18 protein-coding genes are annotated in these 22,472 nt (G+C 69.7%); 11 read left to right on the forward strand and 7 right to left on the reverse strand.

The genetic code is table 11. The annotated features are described in order from the left end of the window. The first annotated feature begins 31 nt into the window (after positions 1-31). Positions 32-733 carry a TetR/AcrR family transcriptional regulator gene (locus OG219_RS17710; RefSeq protein ID WP_266827680.1) on the forward strand — a complete coding sequence of 234 codons (702 nt, stop codon included), beginning with the start codon at positions 32-34 and terminating at the stop codon, positions 731-733. Positions 734-739: 6 nt separating this feature from the next. Here the strand turns inward: OG219_RS17710 and OG219_RS17715 are convergent, their stop codons facing one another. Next, positions 740-1,939, reverse strand: a complete 1,200-nt coding sequence (locus OG219_RS17715; protein ID WP_266827682.1) for a cation:proton antiporter — start codon at positions 1,937-1,939, stop codon at positions 740-742. Positions 1,940-2,087: 148 nt separating this feature from the next. Here OG219_RS17715 and OG219_RS17720 point away from each other — a divergent pair, with 148 nt between their 5' ends. From OG219_RS17720 to OG219_RS17730, 3 genes are all read left to right on the forward strand, one after another. Then, complete coding sequence (locus OG219_RS17720) at positions 2,088-3,038, forward strand: PrsW family intramembrane metalloprotease (RefSeq protein WP_266827684.1); 951 nt, start codon at positions 2,088-2,090, stop codon at positions 3,036-3,038. A gap of 107 nt (positions 3,039-3,145) precedes the next feature. Further along, a complete protein-coding gene (locus tag OG219_RS17725) occupies positions 3,146-3,385 on the forward strand; it encodes a heavy-metal-associated domain-containing protein (RefSeq protein WP_266827686.1) in 240 nt (79 codons plus the stop codon). Positions 3,386-3,493: 108 nt separating this feature from the next. Next, positions 3,494-5,755, forward strand: coding sequence for a cation-translocating P-type ATPase (locus OG219_RS17730; protein ID WP_266827688.1), 2,262 nt, complete (start codon positions 3,494-3,496; stop codon positions 5,753-5,755). Positions 5,756-6,320: 565 nt separating this feature from the next. Here the strand turns inward: OG219_RS17730 and OG219_RS17735 are convergent. Further along, entirely contained in the window at positions 6,321-7,610 is a 1,290-nt protein-coding gene (locus tag OG219_RS17735) for a citrate synthase (RefSeq protein WP_266827690.1), read from the reverse strand. Between the two features lie 261 nt (positions 7,611-7,871). Further along, on the reverse strand, positions 7,872-10,100 hold the full coding sequence (locus OG219_RS17740) for an ATP-dependent RecD-like DNA helicase (protein ID WP_266827692.1): 2,229 nt from the start codon (positions 10,098-10,100) through the stop codon (positions 7,872-7,874). A 161-nt stretch (positions 10,101-10,261) separates the two neighbouring features. On the opposite strand from OG219_RS17740, the gene OG219_RS17745 reads away from it, so the two are divergent. From OG219_RS17745 to rbsD, 5 genes are read left to right on the forward strand one after another with little or no spacing between them, the layout of a single operon-like run. After that, positions 10,262-11,281 carry a LacI family DNA-binding transcriptional regulator gene (locus tag OG219_RS17745; RefSeq protein ID WP_266827694.1) on the forward strand — a complete coding sequence of 340 codons (1,020 nt, stop codon included), beginning with the start codon at positions 10,262-10,264 and terminating at the stop codon, positions 11,279-11,281. Beyond that, positions 11,278-12,831: a sugar ABC transporter ATP-binding protein gene (locus OG219_RS17750; RefSeq protein WP_266827696.1), complete on the forward strand. Its 1,554-nt coding sequence runs from the start codon at positions 11,278-11,280 to the stop codon at positions 12,829-12,831. The genes OG219_RS17745 and OG219_RS17750 overlap by 4 nt, the downstream gene beginning before the upstream one ends. Continuing rightward, complete coding sequence (locus OG219_RS17755) at positions 12,821-14,770, forward strand: substrate-binding domain-containing protein (protein ID WP_266827698.1); 1,950 nt, start codon at positions 12,821-12,823, stop codon at positions 14,768-14,770. Before OG219_RS17750 ends, OG219_RS17755 begins: the two co-directional genes overlap by 11 nt. Positions 14,771-14,804: 34 nt before the next feature. After that, positions 14,805-15,707: a ribokinase gene (locus OG219_RS17760; protein WP_266827700.1), complete on the forward strand. Its 903-nt coding sequence runs from the start codon at positions 14,805-14,807 to the stop codon at positions 15,705-15,707. Beyond that, a complete protein-coding gene (rbsD, locus tag OG219_RS17765; protein WP_266827702.1) occupies positions 15,704-16,093 on the forward strand; it encodes a D-ribose pyranase in 390 nt (129 codons plus the stop codon). Before OG219_RS17760 ends, rbsD begins: the two co-directional genes overlap by 4 nt. Positions 16,094-16,125: 32 nt before the next feature. On the opposite strand, the gene OG219_RS17770 is transcribed toward rbsD, so the two are convergent. The 4 genes from OG219_RS17770 to OG219_RS17785 form a co-directional block, all read right to left on the reverse strand. Next, positions 16,126-17,001 carry a hypothetical protein gene (locus OG219_RS17770; RefSeq protein ID WP_266827704.1) on the reverse strand — a complete coding sequence of 292 codons (876 nt, stop codon included), beginning with the start codon at positions 16,999-17,001 and terminating at the stop codon, positions 16,126-16,128. Between the two features lie 79 nt (positions 17,002-17,080). Next, entirely contained in the window at positions 17,081-17,500 is a 420-nt protein-coding gene (locus OG219_RS17775) for a hypothetical protein (protein WP_266827706.1), read from the reverse strand. 69 nt (positions 17,501-17,569) lie between these two features. Next, the gene (locus OG219_RS17780) at positions 17,570-18,631 is read right to left on the reverse strand and encodes a helix-turn-helix transcriptional regulator (RefSeq protein ID WP_266827708.1); all 1,062 of its coding nucleotides are present in this window, start codon (positions 18,629-18,631) and stop codon (positions 17,570-17,572) included. A gap of 701 nt (positions 18,632-19,332) precedes the next feature. Continuing rightward, positions 19,333-19,587 (reverse strand): hypothetical protein, encoded by a 255-nt coding sequence (locus tag OG219_RS17785; protein WP_266827710.1) that lies wholly within the window; start codon positions 19,585-19,587, stop codon positions 19,333-19,335. 327 nt (positions 19,588-19,914) lie between these two features. Between OG219_RS17785 and OG219_RS17790 the strand changes: the two genes are divergently transcribed. Beyond that, positions 19,915-21,390 (forward strand): subtype B tannase, encoded by a 1,476-nt coding sequence (locus tag OG219_RS17790; RefSeq protein ID WP_266827712.1) that lies wholly within the window; start codon positions 19,915-19,917, stop codon positions 21,388-21,390. Positions 21,391-21,479: 89 nt separating this feature from the next. After that, entirely contained in the window at positions 21,480-22,469 is a 990-nt protein-coding gene (locus OG219_RS17795; protein WP_266827714.1) for an AraC family transcriptional regulator, read from the forward strand. The last annotated feature ends 3 nt before the right edge of the window (positions 22,470-22,472 follow it).

Raw genomic sequence — 22,472 nt, forward strand, 5'->3', positions numbered from 1 at the left:
CAATCGCGTCCCGAGAAGCTGGGGATAACCCGTGCCCGAGAAGCAGCGGACAGAGGAGCAGGCGCAGGCCCCGCGGAATGCCGGGGCCCCGCAGACCGCCACCCCCGCCGAGGAGAAGCCGCGCCGTCGCCAGGCCCGCGGTGAGCGCCGTATCGCGCAACTCCTGGAAGCGGCGGCGGCGGTGTTCTGCCGGAGCGGCTACACGGCCGCGAGCACGAATGCCATCGCCCGCGAGGCCGGCGTCTCGCCCGGCACGCTGTACCAGTTCTTCCCCAACAAGGAGGCCATCGCGGTCGGCCTCAGCGACCAGCTGCTCCACGACTGGCGCGCGACGCACGGGCAGGCCCTCGCCCCGGAGAACGTCGAACTCCCGCTGGACGCCATGCTCGACGCGGTCCTCGACCCGATGATCGCCTTCAACCTCCAGAACCCCGCCTTCGCCGTCCTGATGCACGGGACCGACACCCCGGGCCGGATAACGGAGGACATCAGCTCCCTGCACGACACCGTCTTCACCCGGGTCGAGGAGATCGTCGCGGGCTTCCTGCCGGACGCCGCCCCCGACGAGCTCTCCCGTACGGCGAACATGGTGCTCGCCCTCTTCAAGGCCGGACTCACCCTGATCCTGTCCCACGAAGGTGCCGAACGGGACGCGTACATCGCCGAGTTGAAGACGGTCATGTACCGCTATCTCCAGCCGCTCGTCGACTGCGGGGACCCGGCGGCCCACTGAGGCGGCTCACCACGACTCCGCCCCCTGCGCGGCACCCCCGCTCCCCACCCTCTCCCGCCGCAACTTCAGCCCCACCAGCGGAAACACCAGCACGGACACCATCGCGGCGCCCACCAGCGCCGCCGCCTCCTCGGTCTTCAGTACGCCGTCGTCCACGCCGATGGTCGTGATGGCCACCACCAGGGGCAGGGCCGTCGAGGCGAAGAGGGTGAGGGCCCTGCGGTCGCGCCCGAGGAGATCGCGCGGGGCGAGGGCGTACACCGGGAGGCCGCGCACCAGGAGGAACAGCAGCAGGAAGACGGGCAGAAGGAGAAGCGCCCGGCCGCCGGAGAGCAGGGCGTCGAGGTCGAACTCGATTCCCGTGACGACGAAGAAGATCGGCACCAGGAATCCGAATCCCATCGCCTCGACCTTCGCCAGGACCTCGCCCGCGCTCTCCGGCGCCGCCCCGTACAGCACCAGCCGGGTGATCATCCCGGCGGCGAAGGCGCCGAGCAGGGTGTCGAGGCCGAGGGCGCCCGAGAGGCCGAGCATCACCGCCAGCAGCAGGACGACGAGACGGACCGCGAACTGCCCGCTGCTGTGCAGGGTCTTGGCGATGACACGTGAGAACCAGGGGCGGCGCGGCCGCATCGCCCAGAACACCGCCCCGGCGGTCAGCAGCGCGAACGCGGCGAGCAGCACCGTCGATCTGCCCGGCGAGCGCCCGCTCAGCAGCAGGGCCATCGCGATGATCGGCCCGAACTCCCCCACCGCGCCCATCGCCATCATCACCGAGCCGAACCGGGAGCGCAGGTCTCCGGCGTCGCGCAGGACGGGCAGCACCGTGCCGAGCGCGGTGCTGGTGAGGGCCGTACCGATGTAGACGCCCTTGGACGCGCCGGTCAGCAGCATGCCCAGCGCGAGTCCGACCGCCAGCGAGATCAGCCAGGCCCCGACCGAGCGTTTGAGGGTGTCCCCGCGGACCTTGTCGAACTCGATCTCGTAACCGGCGAGGAAGATCAGCATCGCCAGGCCGAGGTCGGAGAGCGTGTCGATGACCTCGCCCGTACCGGCCCAGCCCAGTACGTCCGGGCCGACCAGGACGCCGAGCACGATCTCGAAGATGACGAGAGGGACCGGCAGCCAACGGCCGATTCCGTAGGACAGCAGCGGGGCGAGCACCGCGATGGACATGATCAGGATGAGCGTCCCGGACTGCGACATAGGGGGTATTTACCATAAGGTTCGGACAAATCAGCCTGGTCGAGTGGTGCGCCCGCCAGCCAGGCAGCCTCCGCCCGAGCGGACAACCCCTGTACAGACGGATGTCCAGACGGACGGACAGCCCCCGCCCAAGCCCGAGGGATGAGCCGTGACCCAGAATCAGCCGCCCGGTGCACCGCGAGCCCGCATTCCCGGACCCCAGCAGCCCCCGTCCTCGTACCTCCCGATCCGCGCCGGACTCTGGAAGCGGTGCCTGTGGGGCGGGCTCGCGCTCTGGGTGCTGACCGCGCTCGTCACGTACGCGACGAAGAACACCACGCTGCTGCCGACCCTGATCCTGCTCGGCAGCTTCCTGGTCCCCGTCACCTTCGTGCTCTGGGCGTACGAGCGGCACGGCCGCGATCTGGGCGTGAACCTGATCCTCGGCTGCTTCCTGACCGGCGGCACCCTCGGCGTGCTCGGTGCGTCGGTCATGGAGTACTACCTGCTGCACCCGTCCCTGTGGATGTACGTCGGCGTCGGACTGATCGAGGAGGCGGTGAAGCTCGCCGCGCTGATGTTCATGCTGCGCAGGCACCCCCGGATCCACGGGCTGCGGGCCGGTCTCGTGCTCGGCGCGACCGTCGGTTTCGGCTTCGCGGCACTGGAGAGCGCGGGGTACGCGTTCAACGCCGCCGTCTCGCTCAAGGGCGTCGACCTGCGCGCACTCCTGGAGACCGAGATCCTGCGCGGGGTGCTCGCCCCCTTCGGGCACGGCCTGTGGACCGCGATCGCGGGTGCCGTGCTGCTCGCCCACCGCCACCCGAACGGGCGCTTCCAGTTCAACGGACCGGTGCTCGGCACCTACCTCGGAGTCGCGTTGCTGCACGCCCTGTGGGACTCGACGCACGGCATCGCGCTGTGGCTGGTGGCACGGCTGACCAGTACGGGACTCGACAAGGCGTTGTTCGCACAGGGCTACATGCCGGGGCCCACCGGCGAGCAGAAGCATCTCTTCACGCTGTTCTCGGTCGGCGCCATGGTCATCGTCTCGCTCGCAGGGGTGGGCTGGGTGCGCTCGCTGGCGCGCCGGGACCCCACTTGGAGAAGTACCCCCTAGGGGTATAGCCTGCGTAGCAGGAGGCAACCCTGGAGTCGCAGGGTCTCTCCTGTGTACGTACGCACGCCCGACGTGCCTCGACGAGGACCTCACTGAGGAGTAACGCCATGACCGCGCAGACCGACACCCCGGGTTCCGTCACGACCGTCTACCAGGTGAGCGGGATGAGCTGCGGGCACTGTGAAGGCTCCGTCTCAGGTGAGCTCTCCGGGATCGCGGGGGTCAGCTCGGTGAAGGCCGTGGCCGCCACCGGCGAGGTCACCGTCGTCTCCGCCGCCGCCCTCGACGAGGACGCGGTGCGCGCGGCGGTCGACGAAGCGGGCTTCGAGCTCGTCGGCAAGGCCTGAGCAGAGCCCCTCCGCGGCACCCTCCGCAACACCTAGCTCTCCACACCGGGCCGTACCGACCAGCTCATACTGGATCCGTACGGCCTGGTTCGTTCCTTGGAGCCGGACATGACCACCGCAGCACCCGAGACACCCACACCCGCACCCATAACCGAGAACGCCTCCGCGTCGGAGGTCGAGCTCACCATCGGCGGAATGACCTGCGCCTCCTGCGCGGCCCGCGTCGAGAAAAAGCTCAACCGCATGGACGGCGTCACCGCCACCGTCAACTACGCGACGGAGAGGGCGAAGGTCTCGTATCCGGAGGGGGTGCGGGTCGCCGATCTCATCGCCACGGTGGTGAAGACCGGGTACACGGCCGAGGAGCCCGCGCCGCCACAGCCCGCCGAGGACGCCTCCGAGGAGCGCGACCCCGAACTGGCCTCCCTGCGCGAGCGGCTCGTCGTCTCCACCCTCCTGGCCGTCCCCGTCGCGCTCCTTTCGATGATCCCGGCGCTGCAGTTCGACAACTGGCAGTGGCTGGCGCTCACCCTCGCCGCGCCCGTCGTCGTCTGGGGCGGACTCCCGTTCCACAGGGCCGCGTTCACGAACGCGCGGCACGGCGCGGCCACGATGGACACGCTCATCTCGATCGGCACGCTGGCCGCGTTCGGCTGGTCCCTGTGGGCGCTGTTCTTCGGGGACGCAGGGATGGAGGGCATGCGGGAGGAGGGCTTCCGGTTCACCGTCTCGCGTGCGGAGGGGACTTCGGCGATCTATCTCGAAGTCGCCGCGGGTGTCATCGCGTTCATCCTGCTCGGCCGCTATCTGGAGGCCCGCTCCAAGCGGCAGGCGGGGGCCGCGCTGCGTGCGCTGATGGAACTGGGCGCGAAGGACGTGTCCGTGCTGCGGGACGGCCGTGAAGTACGTGTCCCGGTGGCCCTGTTGGCCGTCGGGGACCGCTTCGTCGTGCGACCCGGCGAGAAGATCGCCACCGACGGCACCGTCGTCGAGGGCACTTCGGCGGTCGACGCCTCCATGCTGACCGGCGAGTCGGTGCCGGTGGACGTGTCGGCCGGCGACGCGGTGACCGGCGCGACCGTGAACGCCGGGGGCCGGCTGGTCGTCGAGGCGAGCCGGGTCGGCGCGGACACCCAACTCGCGCGGATGGCACGGCTCGTCGAGGACGCGCAGAACGGCAAGGCCGAGGTGCAGCGGCTCGCCGACCGGATCTCCGGGATCTTCGTGCCGGTGGTGCTGCTGATCGCGCTCGGCACCTTCGGGGTCTGGCTGGCGGTCACGGGCGACACGGTCGCCGCCTTCACCGCCGCCGTCGCGGTGCTGATCATCGCCTGCCCGTGCGCGCTGGGCCTTGCCACGCCGACCGCCCTGATGGTCGGCACGGGGCGCGGCGCCCAGCTCGGCATCCTCATCAAGGGGCCCGAGGTCCTGGAGTCCACGCGCCGCGTCGACACCGTCGTCCTGGACAAGACCGGGACGGTGACGACGGGACGAATGAAACTTCAAGAGGTGTACGTCGTCGGGGACACCGCCGAGAACGAGGCCCTGCGGCTCGCAGGCGCCCTGGAGCACGCCTCCGAGCATCCGGTTGCCCAGGCGATCGCCGCGGGCGCTGAGGAGCGCGTTGGCGCGTTTTCGTCGCCTGAGCACTTCGAGAACGTTCCGGGGCGCGGTGTGCGGGGGCGCATGGACGGCCACGAGGTGACGGTGGGCCGGTTCGAGGACGTACTCCCCGCCGAGTTGGCGCGCGCCAAGTCCGCTGCCGAGGCTGAGGGGCGTACCGCCGTGGTGGTCACCCGGGACGGCGTGGCGATCGGTGTCCTGACCGTCGCCGACGCGGTCAAGGAGACCAGCGCCCAGGCCGTGCGCGAACTGCGCGCCCTCGGACTCACGCCGGTACTGCTCACCGGCGACAACCGGGCGGTCGCCCAGTCCGTGGCGCGTGCCGTCGGCATCGACGCCGGGGACGTGATCGCCGAGGTGCTGCCCGAGGACAAGGTCGGCGTGGTCAAGCGGCTCCAGGGCGAGGGGCGGAGCGTCGCGATGGTGGGCGACGGGGTCAACGACGCGGCGGCGCTCGCCACCGCGGACCTGGGTCTGGCGATGGGCACGGGTACGGACGCGGCGATCGAGGCGAGCGATCTGACGCTGGTGCGCGGGGATCTGCGGGTGGCCGCGGACGCGATCCGGCTGTCGCGCCGGACCCTCGCCATCATCAAGGGGAACCTCGTCTGGGCCTTCGGATACAACGTGGCGGCGCTGCCGCTGGCGGCGGCCGGGCTGCTGAACCCCATGATCGCGGGGGCGGCGATGGCCTTCTCGTCGGTGTTCGTGGTCACGAACAGCCTTCGGCTGCGGGCATTCTCATGATGTTCGGGTGAGAGCCCCCCTAGAGTCCGGCGAGAGCCTCACATAAGCTCTTCACAAGGCTCGCGCATCTTCCTTACGCTTGGGCCCCGATTCCCATTTGGGGTCTCTTGCTCATCTTCAGGACATTTGCAAGAGACGCAGGTCACAGTGATGTGAACGTAACCATCGAAGGGGTTCGTGAGTCTAAGTTGGCGATGTCAGAAGCGTCTTGGGGGGCGTGACTGGCATCTGGGGATGTCTTGGGGGACGTTCCCGGAACTGCGTTGCCGGGACACGTACGCCGGGGAGCTTTGAGCGGCCCTCCCGTCGGTACGCGTCCCGGCCAACCGCACTGAGGTAACTGGAGTTTTGCTCGTTTTGCTCGCAGCGGGTCCACCGGCTCGCAGCGAGTCCACAGCGGTTCAGGCGCTGTCCACAGACGCCCGGCCGGATCCCGTGGGGGGAATCCGCACCGGGACAAGGAAAGCGCCCTGACTGCCGGCCCGTGGGGGGACCGGTAGCAGGGCGCTTTCCGTTTTTTACGTGTACGCCGCTACGCGCGCGGCTGTTCAGCGAGTTCCGGTGCTCAGCGGCTCTCGACCGGAACGAAGTCGCGCAGGACCTCGCCCGTGTAGATCTGGCGGGGGCGGCCGATGCGGGAGCCGGGCTCCTTGATCATCTCGTGCCACTGGGCGATCCAGCCCGGGAGGCGGCCGAGGGCGAAGAGGACCGTGAACATCTCGGTCGGGAAGCCCATGGCGCGGTAGATCAGGCCGGTGTAGAAGTCCACGTTGGGGTAGAGGTTGCGCGAGACGAAGTACTCGTCGGAGAGCGCGTGCTCCTCCAGCTTGAGGGCGATGTCCAGCAGCTCGTCGGACTTGCCGAGGGCCGAGAGGACGTCGTGCGCGGCGGCCTTGATGATCTTCGCGCGGGGGTCGAAGGACTTGTACACCCGGTGGCCGAAGCCCATCAGGCGGACGCCGTCCTCCTTGTTCTTCACCTTGCGGATGAAGGAGTCGACGTCGCCGCCGTTGGCCTGGATGCCTTCCAGCATCTCCAGGACGGACTGGTTGGCGCCGCCGTGCAGCGGGCCCCACAGGGCGGAGATGCCGGCGGAGATGGAGGCGAACATGTTCGCCTGCGAGGAGCCGACCAGGCGGACCGTGGAGGTCGAACAGTTCTGCTCGTGGTCCGCGTGCAGGATGAGCAGCTTCTCGAGCGCGGAGACGACGACCGGGTTGAGCTCGTACTCCTGCGCCGGGACCGAGAACGTCATGCGGAGGAAGTTCTCGACGTACCCGAGGTCGTTGCGCGGGTAGACGAAGGGGTGGCCGATCGACTTCTTGTAGGCGTAGGCCGCGATCGTCGGAAGCTTGGCGAGAAGGCGGATCGTGGAGAGGTGACGCTGCTTCTCGTCGAACGGGTTGTGGCTGTCCTGGTAGAACGTCGACAGGGCGCTGACCACCGACGACAGCATCGCCATCGGGTGGGCGTCGCGCGGGAAGCCCTGGAAGAAGCGCTTGACGTCCTCGTGCAGCAGGGTGTGCTGCGTGATCTCGTTCTTGAAGGTGGCGAGTTCGTCCACGTTCGGCAGTTCGCCGTTGATCAGCAGCGAGGCCACCTCAAGGAAGGTGGACTGCTCGGCCAGCTGCTCGATCGGATAGCCGCGGTACCGGAGGATGCCCTCCTCACCGTCGAGGTAGGTGATCGCGGATTTATATGCGGCGGTGTTCCCGTATCCGCTGTCCAGCGTCACCAGACCGGTCTGTGCGCGCAGCTTCCCGATGTCGAAGCCCTTGTCGCCGACGGTGCTGTCGATCACCGGGTAGGTGTACTCGCCATCGCCGTAACGCACTACTACAGAGTTGTCGCTCACGTCATCCCTCACCGACGTTGTCCCTCTTCTTCGAGGTGCCCTGACTGTCTCTACCATCCCCCATTTGGCCCTGGAGAGTGCACTCGGGGTCGACCATTGGGCCTATTGGCGGCACTGAGTGCCGCCAACCTACTCATCCTGCCCCCCTTCGCCCTGGTTCCGGAAGTGCTCTGTGACCTTTGCGACTCGTTTGATCGATCATTTTTGCCAAGGGGGCGTTCGGGGGGCTCTCCGGAGGCTTCCAGGGGAGACCGGGGGCCGTCAGAGGTGCGCCCCTGACAGCCGGAAGTCCAGGGCCGTGCACCGCCGTCCGGCGGACACGGTGCGGACCGCCTGGCCTATCGCCTTGCGGGAGCCGACGAGGACGACCAGCTTCTTCGCTCGGGTGACGGCCGTGTAGAGGAGGTTGCGCTGGAGCATCATCCACGCGCCCGTGGTCACCGGGATCACCACCGCCGGGTACTCGCTGCCCTGGGAGCGGTGGATCGTCACCGCGTAAGCGTGGGCCAGCTCGTCGAGCTCGTCGAAGTCGTACGGCACCTCCTCGTCCTCGTCGGTCAGCACGGTCAGGCGCTGCTCCTCCGCGTCCAGCGAGGTGACGACGCCCACCGTGCCGTTGAAGACGCCGTTCTTGCCCTTCTCGTAATTGTTGCGAATCTGGGTGACCTTGTCGCCGACGCGGAAGACGCGGCCTCCGAAGCGCTTTTCGGGGAGGTCCGGGCGGGCGGGTGTGATGGCCTGCTGGAGGAGGCCGTTGAGGGCGCCCGCGCCCGCCGGGCCCCGGTGCATCGGCGCGAGCACCTGCACATCGCGGCGCGGGTCGAGCCCGAACTTGGCCGGAATCCGCCGTGCCGCCACGTCCACCGTGAGCCGTCCCGCCTCCTCGGTGTCGTCCTCGACGAAGAGGAAGAAGTCCTTCATGTTCTCCGTGTGCGGGTGCTGCCCCGAGTTGATCCGGTGCGCGTTCGTCACCACCCCGGACTGCTGGGCCTGCCGGAAGACCCGGGTGAGGCGGACCGCCGGGACCGGGCCGCCGTCGGCGAGCAGGTCGCGCAGCACCTCGCCGGCACCGACGCTGGGGAGCTGATCGACGTCGCCGACGAAGAGCAGATGGGCGCCCGGGGGCACCGCCTTCACCAGCTTGTTGGCGAGGAGCAGGTCGAGCATCGAGGCCTCGTCCACGACCACCAGGTCGGCGTCCAGCGGCCGGTCCTTGTCGTACGCCGCGTCGCCACCAGGCTTCAGCTCCAGGAGCCGGTGCACGGTGGAGGCCTCGGCCCCGGTCAGCTCGGCAAGCCGCTTGGCGGCGCGTCCTGTCGGCGCCGCCAGGACGACCTTCGCCCGCTTGGCGCGCGCCAGTTCCACGATCGAGCGGACCGTGAAGGACTTGCCGCAGCCGGGGCCGCCGGTGAGGACGGCGACCTTCTTGGTGAGCGCGAGCCGGACCGCCTCCTCCTGCTCGGGCGCCAACTCCGTGCCCGTACGCCCCTTCAGCCAGGCGAGCGCCTTGTCCCAGGCCACGTCGTGGAAGCCGGGCATCCGGTCCTGGTCGGTGCGCAGGAGGCGCAACAGCTGGGCGGAGAGGGAGAGTTCGGCGCGGTGGAAGGGGACGAGGTAGATGGCCGTCACCGGGTCGCCGCCGTCCGGGCCCGGCACCTTCTCCCGTACGACACCGGGGTCCTCGCCCTCCTCGGCCGGTGCCGCCAGCTCCGCGAGGCACTCGATGACAAGGCCGGTGTCCACCTGGAGGAGCTTCACCGCGTCCGCGATCAGCCGCTCCTCGGGGAGGTAGCAGTGGCCCTGGTCGGTGGACTGCGAAAGGGCGTACTGGAGACCGGCCTTGACGCGCTCCGGGCTGTCGTGCGGGATGCCGACGGACTGGGCGATCTTGTCGGCGGTGAGGAAGCCGATGCCCCAGACGTCGGACGCGAGCCGGTAGGGCTGGTTCTTGACCACCGAGATCGACGCGTCGCCGTACTTCTTGTAGATGCGGACCGCGATGGACGTGGACACCTCGACGGTCTGGAGGAAGAGCATGACCTCCTTGATCGCCTTCTGCTCCTCCCAGGCGTCGGCGATCTTCTTGGTGCGTTTGGGGCCGAGCCCCGGGACCTCGATGAGCCGCTTCGGCTCCTCCTCGATGATCTGCAGGGTGTCCAGGCCGAAGTGCTGGGTGATCCGGTCGGCGAAGACCGGTCCGATGCCCTTGACCAGGCCCGAGCCGAGATAGCGGCGGATGCCCTGGACGGTGGCCGGCAGCAGCGTCGTGTAGTTCTCCACCGTGAACTGCTTGCCGAACTGCGGATGGGAGCCCCAGCGGCCCTCCATGCGCAGGGACTCCCCCACCTGCGCGCCGAGCAGCGAGCCCACGACGGTGAGCAGGTCGCCGCCGCCGCGGCCGGTGTCGACCCGCGCGACCGTGTACCCGTTCTCCTCGTTGGCGTACGTGATCCGCTCGAGTACGCCCTCCAGGACAGCCAGCTGAGACATGATCCGACGCTACCGCCCAGGTCTGACAGCCCGGGACGCGTGCGGACAACTCCCCCTCGCCGCTCCGCTTCATCACGATCCGGTCTCGGGGTCTTGTCAAACACCCGTGTAATCGATTCCAATCCTCCATGTAATCGATTCCACGAGGAGGTGGATCGGCGATGGCGAGCATCAAGGACGTTGCTGCCGAGGCCGGCGTATCCGTCGCCACGGTCTCGCGGGTCCTGAACGACCATCCGTCGGTCAGTATCGACGCACGCACCCGCGTGCTGACCGCCGTGGAGACTCTGGGCTACCGCCCGAACGCCGTCGCCCGCTCCCTGCGCACCGAGCGGACCCACACCCTCGGCCTGGTCATCAGCGACGTGATGAACCCGTACTTCACCGAGCTGGCCCGTTCCGTCGAGGAGGAGGCCCGCGCCCTCGGCTACAGCGTGATCATCGGAAACGCCGACGAGCGGCCCGACCTCCAGGACCACCACGTACGGACCCTGCTCGACCGGCGCATCGACGGCCTGCTCGTCTCCCCCACCGACGGCGGCTCCCCCGGAATGCTGGACGCCGCGCGCGCGGGGACCCCGATGGTCTTCGTGGACCGCTGGATCCCGGGCCTGGACGTGCCCGTCGTACGGGCGGACGGGCGCGCGGCGATACGCGATCTCGTCGCCCATCTGCACGGGCTCGGCCACCGCAGGCTCGCCATCATCGCGGGCCCGGCGGCGACCACCACCGGCAGCGAGCGGGTCGAGGCCTTCAGGGCGGCCATGGCCGAGTACGGGATGCCCCTCCCCGACGCCTACATAGGGCAGGGCGATTTCCAGGCCGAGAGCGGACGGCGGGCCACCGAGCGGTTCCTCGCACTTCCCGAGCCGCCCGAAGTCGTCTTCGCCGCCGACAACCTGATGGCGCTCGGTGCGCTGGACGCCATCCGCGCGCGCGGGATGCGGGTTCCGGACGACATCGCGCTCGCCGCGTTCGACGACATCCCGTGGTTCGTGCACACCGATCCGCCGATCACCGCGATCGCCCAGCCGACGGGCGAGCTGGGCCGGGCCGCCGTACGCGCCCTGGTCGACCGCATCGAGGGGCGGCCCCCGCCGCAGTCCGTCGCCCTCCCCGCCCGTCTCGTCGTACGCCGTTCGTGCGGCGAGGCCCCTGCCACAGAGAGGAGCAACCCGTGAGCCGCCCAGACGAGTTGCCTGGTACCGATTCAGGCGAACTGCTGCGTATCGAGGGCATACGCAAGACCTTCCCCGGTGTCGTCGCGCTCGACAGCGTGGACTTCGATCTGCGCCGCGGTGAGGTGCACGTGCTGCTCGGCGAGAACGGCGCGGGAAAGAGCACCCTCATCAAGATGCTCTCCGGCGCCTACCACCCCGACGCCGGGCGTGTCCTCGTCGACGGCAAGGAAGTCCGTATCCAGGGGGCGCAGGACTCCGGGCGTCTCGGGATCGCGACCATCTACCAGGAGTTCAACCTCTTCCCCGACCTGACGGTCGCCGAGAACATCTTCCTGGGCAGGCAGCCGCGCCGCCTGGGGATGATCGACCGGAAGAAGATGGAGGCCGACGCCGCCGTCCTCCTGGAGCGCGTCGGCGTCAATGTGTCCCCACGCGCGCGTGTCCGTGAACTGGGCATCGCGCGCCTCCAGATGGTCGAGATCGCGAAGGCCCTGAGCCTCGACGCCCGCGTGCTGATCATGGACGAGCCGACCGCCGTGCTCACCTCCGAGGAGGTCGAGAAGCTCTTCGCGATCGTGCGCCAGCTGCGCGAGGACGGTGTCGGCATCGTCTTCATCACGCACCACCTGGAGGAGATCGCCGCCCTGGGGGACCGCGTCACGGTCATCCGGGACGGCAAGAGCGTCGGCCAGGTGCCCGCGTCCACTCCTCAGGACGAGCTCGTACGGCTCATGGTGGGCCGTTCCATCGAGCAGCAGTACCCGCGCGAACGGGCCGACTCCGGGGCCGCGTTGCTCACGGTCGAGGAACTGACCCGGGACGGTGTCTTCCACGACGTGAGCTTCGAGGTCCGGGCCGGTGAGGTCGTCGGTATCGCCGGGCTCGTCGGGGCCGGACGTACGGAGGTCGTACGGGCGGTCTTCGGAGCCGACCCGTACGACAAGGGGGCCGTCAAGGTCTCCGGCGCCCCGGTCCCCAGGCACGACGTCAGCGCGGCGATGACCGCGGGCATCGGCCTTGTGCCCGAGGACCGCAAGGGCCAGGGCCTGGTCCTCGACCAGTCGGTGGAGGAGAACCTCGGGCTCGTCACCATGCGGGCCGCGACCAAGGGCGGGCTCGTCGACCTCAAGGGGCAGCGCGAGGCCGCCGCGCGGATCGCCGAGCAGTTGGGCGTGCGGATGGCCGGACTCGGCCAGCACGTACGGACCTTGTCCGGCGGCAACCAGCAGAAGGTCGTCATCGGCAAGTGGCTGCTCGCCGACACCAAGGTGCTCATCCTCGACGAGCCGACGCGCGGTATCGACGTCGGCGCCAAGGTCGAGATCTACCAGCTGATCAACGAGTTGACGGCCGCCGGCGCCGCCGTACTGATGATCTCCAGCGATCTCCCGGAAGTGCTCGGCATGAGCGACCGGGTGCTGGTGATGTCACAGGGCCGGATCGCAGGCGAGCTGTCCGCCGACGAGGCGACCCAGGACTCCGTGATGGCACTCGCCGTCAGCACACCAACCCATGCAACTACCGCTGTGGAGGGCCACCGTGGCCACTGACACGCTCAAGAGCACAACGGGCGCGAGTGGCGCCTCCGCGCTTCGCCGTCTCCTGCTCGACAACGGAGCGCTCACCGCGCTCATAGTCCTGGTCATCGGCATGTCGGCGCTTTCCGGCGACTTCCTGACCACCGACAACCTCCTGAACGTCGGCGTCCAGGCGGCCGTGACCGCCATCCTCGCCTTCGGCGTCACCTTCGTGATCGTCTCGGCGGGCATCGACCTGTCGGTCGGTTCGGTGGCGGCCCTGTCGGCCACCGTCCTCGCCTGGAGCGCCACGCAGGACGGCGTCCCGGTCTTCCTCGCCGTCGTCCTCGCGGTCGCCACGGGCATCGCGGCCGGCCTGGTCAACGGCTTCCTCATCGCCTACGGCAAACTGCCGCCGTTCATCGCGACGCTGGCCATGCTGTCGGTGGCCCGCGGTCTGTCCCTGGTGATCTCGCAGGGCTCCCCGATCGCCTTCCCGGACTCTGTCTCGCACCTCGGCGACACCCTGGGCGGCTGGCTGCCGGTTCCCGTCCTCGTCATGATCGTGATGGGGCTCGTCGCTGCCTTCATCCTCGGCCGGACGTACATCGGCCGGTCCATGTACGCGATCGGCGGCAACGAGGAGGCCGCGCGCCTGTCGGGTCTGCGCGTATCCAGGCAGAAGCTCGCCATCTACGCCCTGTCCGGCGTCTTCGCCGCCGCCGCGGGCATCGTCCTCGCCTCCCGGCTGTCCTCCGCGCAGCCGCAGGCCGCCGACGGCTACGAACTGGACGCGATCGCCGCGGTCGTCATCGGCGGCGCCTCCCTCGCGGGCGGCACCGGCAAGGCGTCCGGGACGCTGATCGGCGCGCTGATCCTGGCGGTGCTGCGCAACGGCCTCAACCTCCTTTCGGTGTCCGCCTTCTGGCAGCAGGTCGTCATCGGTGTCGTCATCGCGCTCGCCGTCCTCCTCGACACCGTGCGCCGCAAGGCGGGTGCCACGCCGGTGACCGCCGGTGCGGGCGGTGGCGGCAAGGGCAAGCAGGCGACGACGTACGTACTCGCGGCCGTGGTCACGGTGGCGATCGTCGGCGCGACCTCGTTCCTTCACAACGACTCCTCCACGACCGCGAAGCCCAAGGTCGGCCTGTCCCTCTCCACACTCAACAACCCGTTCTTCGTGCAGATCCGGTCGGGTGCCCAGGCCGAGGCGAAGAAGCTGGGCCTGGACCTGACGGTCACCGACGCCCAGAACGACGCCTCCCAGCAGGCCAACCAGCTGCAGAACTTCACCAGTTCGAACTACGGCGCGATCATCGTCAACCCGGTGGACTCGGACGCGGCGAGCAACTCGGTGAATGCCGCCGACAAGTCGAAGATCCCGGTCATCGCCGTGGACCGAGGCGTCAACAAGGCGGCCGTGGACACGCTGGTCGCCTCCGACAACATCGCCGGCGGTGAACTCGCCGCCAAGACGATCGCCGAGAAGCTCGGCGGCACCGGCAAGATCGTGATCCTCCAGGGCCAGGCGGGCACATCGGCGGCCCGCGAGCGCGCCCAGGGCTTCGCCGACGGCCTCAAGGCCTACCCCGGCATCCAGGTCCTCGCCCAGCAGCCGGCCGACTTCGACCGCACCAAGGGCCTCGACGTGATGTCGAACCTGCTCCAGGCCCACCCCGACGTCCAGGGCGTCATCGCCGCCAACGACGAGATGGCCCTCGGCGCGATCAAGGCGCTCGGCTCCAAGGCCGGCAAGTCGGTCTCGGTCGTCGGCTTCGACGGCACGCCCGACGGCCTGACGGCGGTCAAGCAGGGCAGCCTGTACGCGTCCGTGGCGCAGCAGCCGAGTCAGCTGGGCAAGATCGCCGTGGACAACGCGCTGCGCGCCGCCCAGGGCAAGACGGTGCAGACGACGGTGAAGGTGCCGGTGAAGGTGGTCACGAAGGAGAACGTGGCCGGGTTCACCGGCTGACAGCGGTCAAGTCACCATGGTGGGGAGACACTTCATGTACGACTACGACCTCCTGGTCGTGGGGTCGGCCAACGCCGACCTGGTGATCGGGGTCGAGCGGCGGCCCGCGGCCGGGGAGACGGTGCTCGGCTCCGACCTGACCGTCCACCCGGGCGGCAAGGGCGCGAACCAAGCGGTCGCCGCCGCCCGGCTCGGGGCCCGTACGGTCCTGTTGGCCCGCGTGGGCGACGACGCGTACGGGCGGCTGCTGCTCGACTCGCAGCGGGCGGCCGGTGTCGACACCGTGGGCGTCCTGGTCGGCGGTGCGCCCACCGGGGTCGCGCTGATCACGGTGGATCCGTCCGGGGACAACAGCATCGTGGTCTCGCCCGGCGCGAACGGGCACCTGATGCCGGAGGACGTCCGCGCGGCCGGGAGCCTGTTCCAGGCCTCCCGGGTGGTCTCGGCGCAGCTGGAGATCCCGTTGGAGACGGTCGTGGAGGTCGTACGGAGTCTCGCCGAGGGCGGTCGCTTCGTACTCAATCCCTCGCCGCCCCGGCCGCTGCCCCGCGAGGTGCTGGCGGCCTGCGACCCGCTGATCGTGAACGAGCACGAGGCGCGTGTGCTGATCGGCTCCGGGGCGGGTCCCGAGCCGGAGGACTGGGCGCGGGATCTGCTGGCCATGGGCCCGAGCTCGGTGGTCATCACGCTGGGCGAGCAGGGCGCGCTGGTGGCCCAGCGGGCCGGGGCCCGGGTCCGGGTGCCGTCCGTGCGGGTCGAGGCCGTGGACACCACCGGGGCGGGCGACTCGTTCACCGCGGCGCTGGCCTGGCGGCTGGGGCGTGGCGAGTCACTGGCCGAGGCCGCCGCGTACGCCGCCCGGGTCGGGGCCGTCGCGGTCACCCGGCACGGCGCCCAGGAGTCCTTCCCGACCGCCGAGGAAGTGGCCGCTCTGTGAAGAAGGCCGGAATTCTGAACCGCCATCTCGCGGGCGCGCTGGCCGAGTTGGGCCACGGGGACGGGGTCCTGGTGTGCGACGCGGGGATGCCGATACCGGCGGGGCCGCGCGTCGTGGACCTGGCGTTCCGGGCCGGGGTGCCGTCGTTCGCCGAGGTGCTCGACGGGCTGCTCGACGAGCTGGTGGTGGAGGGCGCCACGGCCGCCCGTGAGGTCCGGGAGGCGAACCCGGACGCGTCGGCGTTGCTGGAGAAGCGCTTCCCGGGTCTGTGGACGGTCTCGCACGAGGAGCTGAAGTCGCTGTCGGCGGGCGCGCGCCTGATCGTCAGGACCGGGGAGGCCCGGCCGTACGCGAATGTGCTGCTGCGGTGCGGGGTCTTCTTCTAGCCGCTCTTCGGGGCGCCGGTTCCAGCTGCCCTTCAGGGCGCCGGGAAGGAGAGGCGCACGCCGAACCGGTCCTCGGCCCGGCGGAGTGACGGGACCAGGGTTCGGCGCAACTCACGGACCTCGTCGGCATGTTCGGTGAGGAAGCGGGTGCGCGCCTGTTGGCGGGCCGGTTCGCGGACGGCCTCGACGGGGCGCATGCAGGTGGCGTAGGCGCGGCCGAGTTCGCGGTCGACGTACGGGTACTCGGCGGAAGGCGCGTCGAGCAGACGGGAGTCGACGAGGGCGAAGAAGCCGTTCTCGTCGCGGACCTGGAAGCCGTACCCGGAAAGGCAGTCGGGCAGGGTCTCCAGGGCCCTGAGCGTGGCCGGAAGCCGCTGCACAGAGGCGAGTTCGCGGAACCACTGCCCCTGGAGCGGGGCGTAGGTGTCACGCAGTTTCCCGGCGGCCGCGGCACCTTGGTCACGGCAGTCGCCGATCGTGGCGGGGCTCACGGAGCGGGGCGGAGCGGGGCTCGCCACGGGGGTGGGGACCGTCGCGCCGTGGCCGAAGCCGTGCCGGGCGAGGAAGTCCAGGTCGGGAATCTCGGAGTAGGAGATGAACGAGACCGGCGGCTGCTCCGGCAGGCTGATCCCACCGCGCCGCGCGCACGAGGCCTCGACGGTGCGCGCCGTCTGCTGCGCGAGGACGTCCAGCCCCTGGGCCCAGCGGCTCTCGGGACCGGTCGCGGGGAGGACCATGCGGACGGGGTCGTCCGGCAGGGCGTGGCTGAGTCCGGCGGGGGCCACGGGCGCGGACGACGTACTGCTCGACGCGCCCGGATCGTTCGAGCACGCGACAGCCAGCAGGGCGGTGGCCGCGGCGACGGCGGTGCGCGCCACGAACCGGCGCGGGTTCGCCGGACGGATCATCAGGATCACTCCTCTCCTCCCGACTGCCGGGGGTGCCGTCGCGTCACGACAGCACCCCCGACGGGACGCGGTTCAGGGGTCAGTGGGTGATCTCGACGCGGTCGCCGCCGTTCTCGTAGAGGCTCGCCACCGAGAACCCGGTGTTGTCGCTGACGTCGGTGCACAGCCAGTACGTGGAGTCGTTGACGCTGTGGTAGCCGTCGTAGGCGAGGACATACCGCTTGGCGCAGGTGAACCAGCTCCCGTCGGAGCGGCGGAGGCGGCCTGCATAGGCGTCGTAGTTCCTGGCCGTCGTGTTGAAGGAGTAGGTGAGGTTGAGGTCGCCACAGGAACTGGTGGCCGACTTGGTGCGGACGGTGCCCTGGGAGTCCCACGGCCCGGTGGTCAGGCTCTGCGTCACGCAGGCCTGCGGCGCTGCCGACGCCGCCGGAGCGAGTGCCACCACGCAGGTCGCGGCGGAGACCAGGGCGAGTGCGCCGGCCATGACGGTTCTGTTCATGGGTGTTCCCCCTTGTTTGGCGGTACGGGTACTTCGCCGATGACGCTCGCAGACCGGGGCAGACCCGTACTACGTACTTCGACCGCAGTCGAAAGACCGAGACCCGGCGGCGGACTCCGGTAATCCGGTGGTGTCCACGGGGTCCCCGATGCCCTTGGGGCTGACGGGACGGAGCATCGCCGCCCCGAGCGGGGTGATTGTGTGCAGCACGGTGTTGTTCGAGCGCTGGCTGATGATCAGGCCCGCATCGCGCAGCACGGTGGTGTGATGCGTGGCGGTGGCGGGCGAGACGCCCAGGAGACGCGCCAGTTCGGACGTGGTCGCGCCCTCGGCGAGCGTACGCAGCGCGGTCGCGCGGGTCTTGCCGAGGAGCGCGCCGAGGGAGGCCTCGGACGGTGGCGCGGGCGTGGGGAGCCGGGAGCGGTGCAGGGGATAGATCAGCACCGGCTGCAGGCTGTTGTCGGCGAGCGCGATCGGGGTCCGCCAACAGAAGTACGAGGGTACGAGGCGCAGTCCGCGCCCGCCGAGATGGAGATCCCGGTCCTCGACGTAGTCGACCCGGAGAACCGGTGGCTGCCAGCGCATGGTGGGCGTGAGGCCGTTGAGCAGCCCGTCGATGCCCGTGTCGAGGGTCTCGCGGGCCCGCAGGGCGCGCTCACCGGCGATTCTCGCGCCGATGCGGTCGTGATGAGGCGCGATCACTGCCTTGTGGTAGGCGCGGAGGACCTTGACGAGCTCCTCGCGGTTCGCGCGTTCGGCCAGTGTGGGAGCCCAGGAGGGAGCGCCGTTGACCTGGATCAGCTTGTCGACCTCGCGGGCGACCCGGATGGGCGGGGTGTCGACGATCGCCGTGAGCCCTGGGCCCAGCCCGTCCGCGGACTCCTGCGGGGTCAGGAAGTCGGGGAAGTAGCTTGCCCGGGGGACGACCGGGACGAGCAGCCGGCGCACCGCGTCACCGAGCGGGGTGCCCACGAGGGTGTCCCGGGCGGCGCGGTACCAGTCGGCGTAGGCCCAGCGCCCCTGCGAGGTCTGCAGCCGGTGCAGACTGCAGACGATCTCCCAGAGCGGATCGGGATCCCTTGCCAGCCGGATACGTGCGAAGTCCTCGGGCTCGAAGTGGATACGCAGCACAAAGCTCGCCCCCCGCGTTGACCGCCGCCGCTCTGCTCACCTCTGCTCAGTTCTGTTCACGGAGCAGAGTGAGCGACAGCTGCCACAGGAGGGAACGCGTTATCCGGCCGCTCCCTGCCGTCACTTGGGCCGAAACAGGGGGTTGACAGCGCGGGCGGTGACCCCGGGCGCTCGTGGGGGAAATGCTTCGAGGGAGCCCGGTCCGTCGACCGGGCCCCCTCGGGTTCCCCTCCGCATCAGAACCCCCGCGATCCCCCCAGATCCCCCTCCAGAAGTCCTGATGCCAAGTACGACCCGCCATGTGCGGGAAGGGTTGTACGGACTTCTGAGATTTTTTTGGCGTGCGGACGAAACGGGGCAGACACAGTGCTTTCGTCACGAATGAAGATTCCGGTACGTCCCTGGAGGCCGACGTCCTCGACGAGCTCGACGAGGACAAGCTCCATGAGATCGCGGGCCCTGCTGGGAACGGACGGCACCGAGGCCCGCCAGATGGCCGGAACGACGGTGTCGGCGCTCTCGGGCGAGGTGCGCGAGGCGCCCGTTCCGGAGGCGGAGGCGGGCGGAGGCGCCACTTCAGGGCGTGTCGACGCTCGGCGGATTCGCCACCGGTGGCCTCCTGGCCGGTGCGGGGCGCGAAGAAATAGCGGCAATGCCCCACCCCTTAACTCCGGGGGTGGGGCATTACGCGAGCGCGGTTATCAGCGGACGGTGACGGTCACCGTCTTGGAGACGGTCTTGCCGTCCACGACGCGCAGGGTCTCGGTGCCCTTGGTCTTGAACTTGTCGGAGAGCTTGTAGGTGCTCTTCTTGACGGTGGTGGTCACCGGCAGGGAGACCCACTTGCCCTTGACCTTCTCCTGGAGCGTCACCTTGCTGCCGTCCTTCAGACCGGCGACCTTGCCGGTGAAGGCGACCGACTGTCGAACTTGACCATACAGACACGGCCTAAGCAATTGCGGTTCCGTCAATTCGCAAGAAAGGCCAGGTCGACAGGTAAATCACAGGAAGCGTGTCAGACACACCGACCCTGAACTGTGCGCATTTGAAAGGCCTGTGGAATTGAGCCGCGGAAAACTTTCCGAGGAAAACTTCTGGAGCCCACCGACCCGACCGGGACGCCCGACCCGGGTCGCCGGACGGAGGCCCTCCTGGGGTGGCACTCACAGACGGCTGAAAAGTTGACGAAATTGTTGACGATCATTGGGCGGACGCATACCTTCGCAGGCGCCGGAAGCGGTTCCTCGCCTTCCGGGCCGCCCCCCAGTGGAGAGAGAGACGCGATGCAGCGCAGACACATGGTGAAGGTTCTGGCCGCGGCGGCCGCCATACCGGCGGTTGCCGGCTCGGCCGGCGGGGCGTGGGCCTCCCCCGCCGCCAAGGCCCCTTTGGCGGCGGATCCCTTGGCGTTCGACCCCGCGACCTACACCACCCTCACCACGTCCGTCACCACCGCCGACGGCGTCAAGGCGGTGACGTACCGCTTCTACAAGGCGATCCCGTACGTCGCCGAACCGGTCGACGTGACGTACCAGACCCTCAACGTCAGCGTCCCGGTGGAGATCGACGGCGTGGCGGTCGACGCCTCGCACGCGCCGATCCTCTTCAACAACGCGGTCGGCGGCTACATGCCGTCCTCCACGGCCGGCAACACCGGCATCGGGCGCGGCACCAACCCGGGCCTGGCACTCGCGTCCGGCTACATCGTGGCGGAACCGGGCGCCCGCGGCCGGTCCCTGGTCGACGCCGAGGGCGTCTACTACGGCGTCGCCCCGGCGGCGATCGTGGACCTCAAGGCCGCGGTCCGCTACCTCCGCCACAACAAGGGCCGCGTCCCGGGCAACACCGACCGCATCGTCGCCACCGGCGTCAGCGCGGGCGGCGCCCTCACCTCGCTGCTCGGCGCCACCGGCGACAGCCGCCTCTACGACTCCTACCTGAGCGAGCTGGGCGCGGCCGACGCGAGCGACTCCGTCTTCGCCGCCGCCCCGTACTGCCCGATCACCGACCTCGAACACGCCGACATGGCGTACGAGTGGAACTGGGGCACCAACCCGCTCTCCAGCGGCGCGCAGGTCGACCAGGCCCTCTCCAAGGAGCTGCGGAGCAACTTCGCCGAGTACCAGGCGTCGTTGAAGCTCAAGGGCAAGGGCGGATTCGGCCGCCTCACCGCACGCAACTACGACGAGTACCTGGTCAGGACGTACCTGGAGCCCTCGGCCACCAAGTACCTGGCTGCTCTGTCCGACGCGGACCGCACCGCCTACCTGGCCGCCCACCCCGGGATCACCTGGTCCGCCGGCAAGGCGTCCTTCGCCTGGAGCGACTTCCTAACCCACGTGGGCGCCCGGAAGAAGAACGTCCCCTCCTTCGACCTCTTCGACCTGTCCTCCGGCGAGAACAACCTGTTCGGCGTGGACACCACCAAAGCACGCCACTTCACGGAGTGGAGCCTGCGCAAGGCCACCGGCGACGCGGCCGCCCGCCTGGACACGGACCTGCCCGAGAAGATCGAACTGCTCAACCCGATGCCCTTCATCGAGCGCAAGAACCCGCACCGGGCCCGGAACTGGTTCATCCGCGTCGGCACCAAGGACAGCGACACCTCGCTGACCGTCGTCGGCAACCTCGCCGCGAGCCTGGAGAACCTCGGCGACCACGTCGACACTTACATGTACTGGGACGGCGGGCACGGCGCGAACCAGGACGCCCCCGCCTTCATGACCTGGATCGGCAGGGTCACCGGCTACACCAGGTGACACGAGCGGTTCCCGCCCCGAAGGCGCGGATAGGGTTCCCTCCGCGCCGACGGGGCGCCTGACAGAGGCTCAGGGGAGGTCGGGGCGGGATGATCGGGACCGTGTTCCGGAGCGAGGACCTGCCCGCGGAGGACAGGTTCGAGTACTGGCGGGAGCTGGTCCACAGGGCGATCGCGCCCAGCGACATGAGCAGCGAGCACGCCGCCGACTTCTGGGCCGAGCAGCGGTTGCTGGAACTCGGTCCTGTGACGGTGTGGCCGGCGTCGTTCATGCCGACCCGGTTCCGGCGCACCGAGAAGCTGGTACGGCAGACCGACCCCGAGTTGTTCCACCTCTCGCTGATGCTCGGCGGCGGACTGGGCCTCGACCACGCGGGGCGGAGCGACATCTACGGCCCGCGCGACCTGTGGGTGACCGACAGCTCGCGGCCCTACGACGTACGGCCGCCGGACGACCGGAACCGCCGCCTGGTCACGGGGGTGGGGGTGGACTTCCCCAAGGCGCTGCTGCCCGTGTCACCCGACCGGGTCCGGGAGTTGCTGGGCAGGCGGCTGTCGGCGCGGGAGGGGGTGGGCGCCCTGCTGACGGGGTTCCTCACCGGCCTGGAGAGGGAGTCCGACTCCCTCCAGCCGTCCGACGCGCCGCGCCTGGGCATCGTCGTGCTCGACCTGCTGGCAGCCTGGTTCGCCCAGATGCTCGAGGTGGAGGCCGCCCTGCCGCCGGAGACCCGTCAGCGGGCCCTGACCGAACGCATACGCGCGTTCATCCAGCAGAACCTGCACGACCCGGAACTGACCCCGCCCGCGATCGCCGCCGCGCACCACATCTCGCTCAGCTATCTGCACCGCCTCTTCCAGGAAGAGGTGCGGGGCGAGACGGTCGCGGCCTGGATCCGCAGCCGGCGACTGGAGGGCGCCCGCCGCGACTTGGCGGACCCCGCGCTGCGAGCCACCCCGATCCACACCATCGCCACCCGCTGGGGCCTCCCCCGCAGCTCCGGATTCACCCGCGTCTTCCGCACGACGTACGGGCTCTCACCCAAGGAGTACCGGCTCCAGGCGCCGGCTGTAGGGGAGTAGACG

This window comes from Streptomyces sp. NBC_00038 (assembly GCF_026343635.1).
GTDB lineage: Bacteria > Actinomycetota > Actinomycetes > Streptomycetales > Streptomycetaceae > Streptomyces.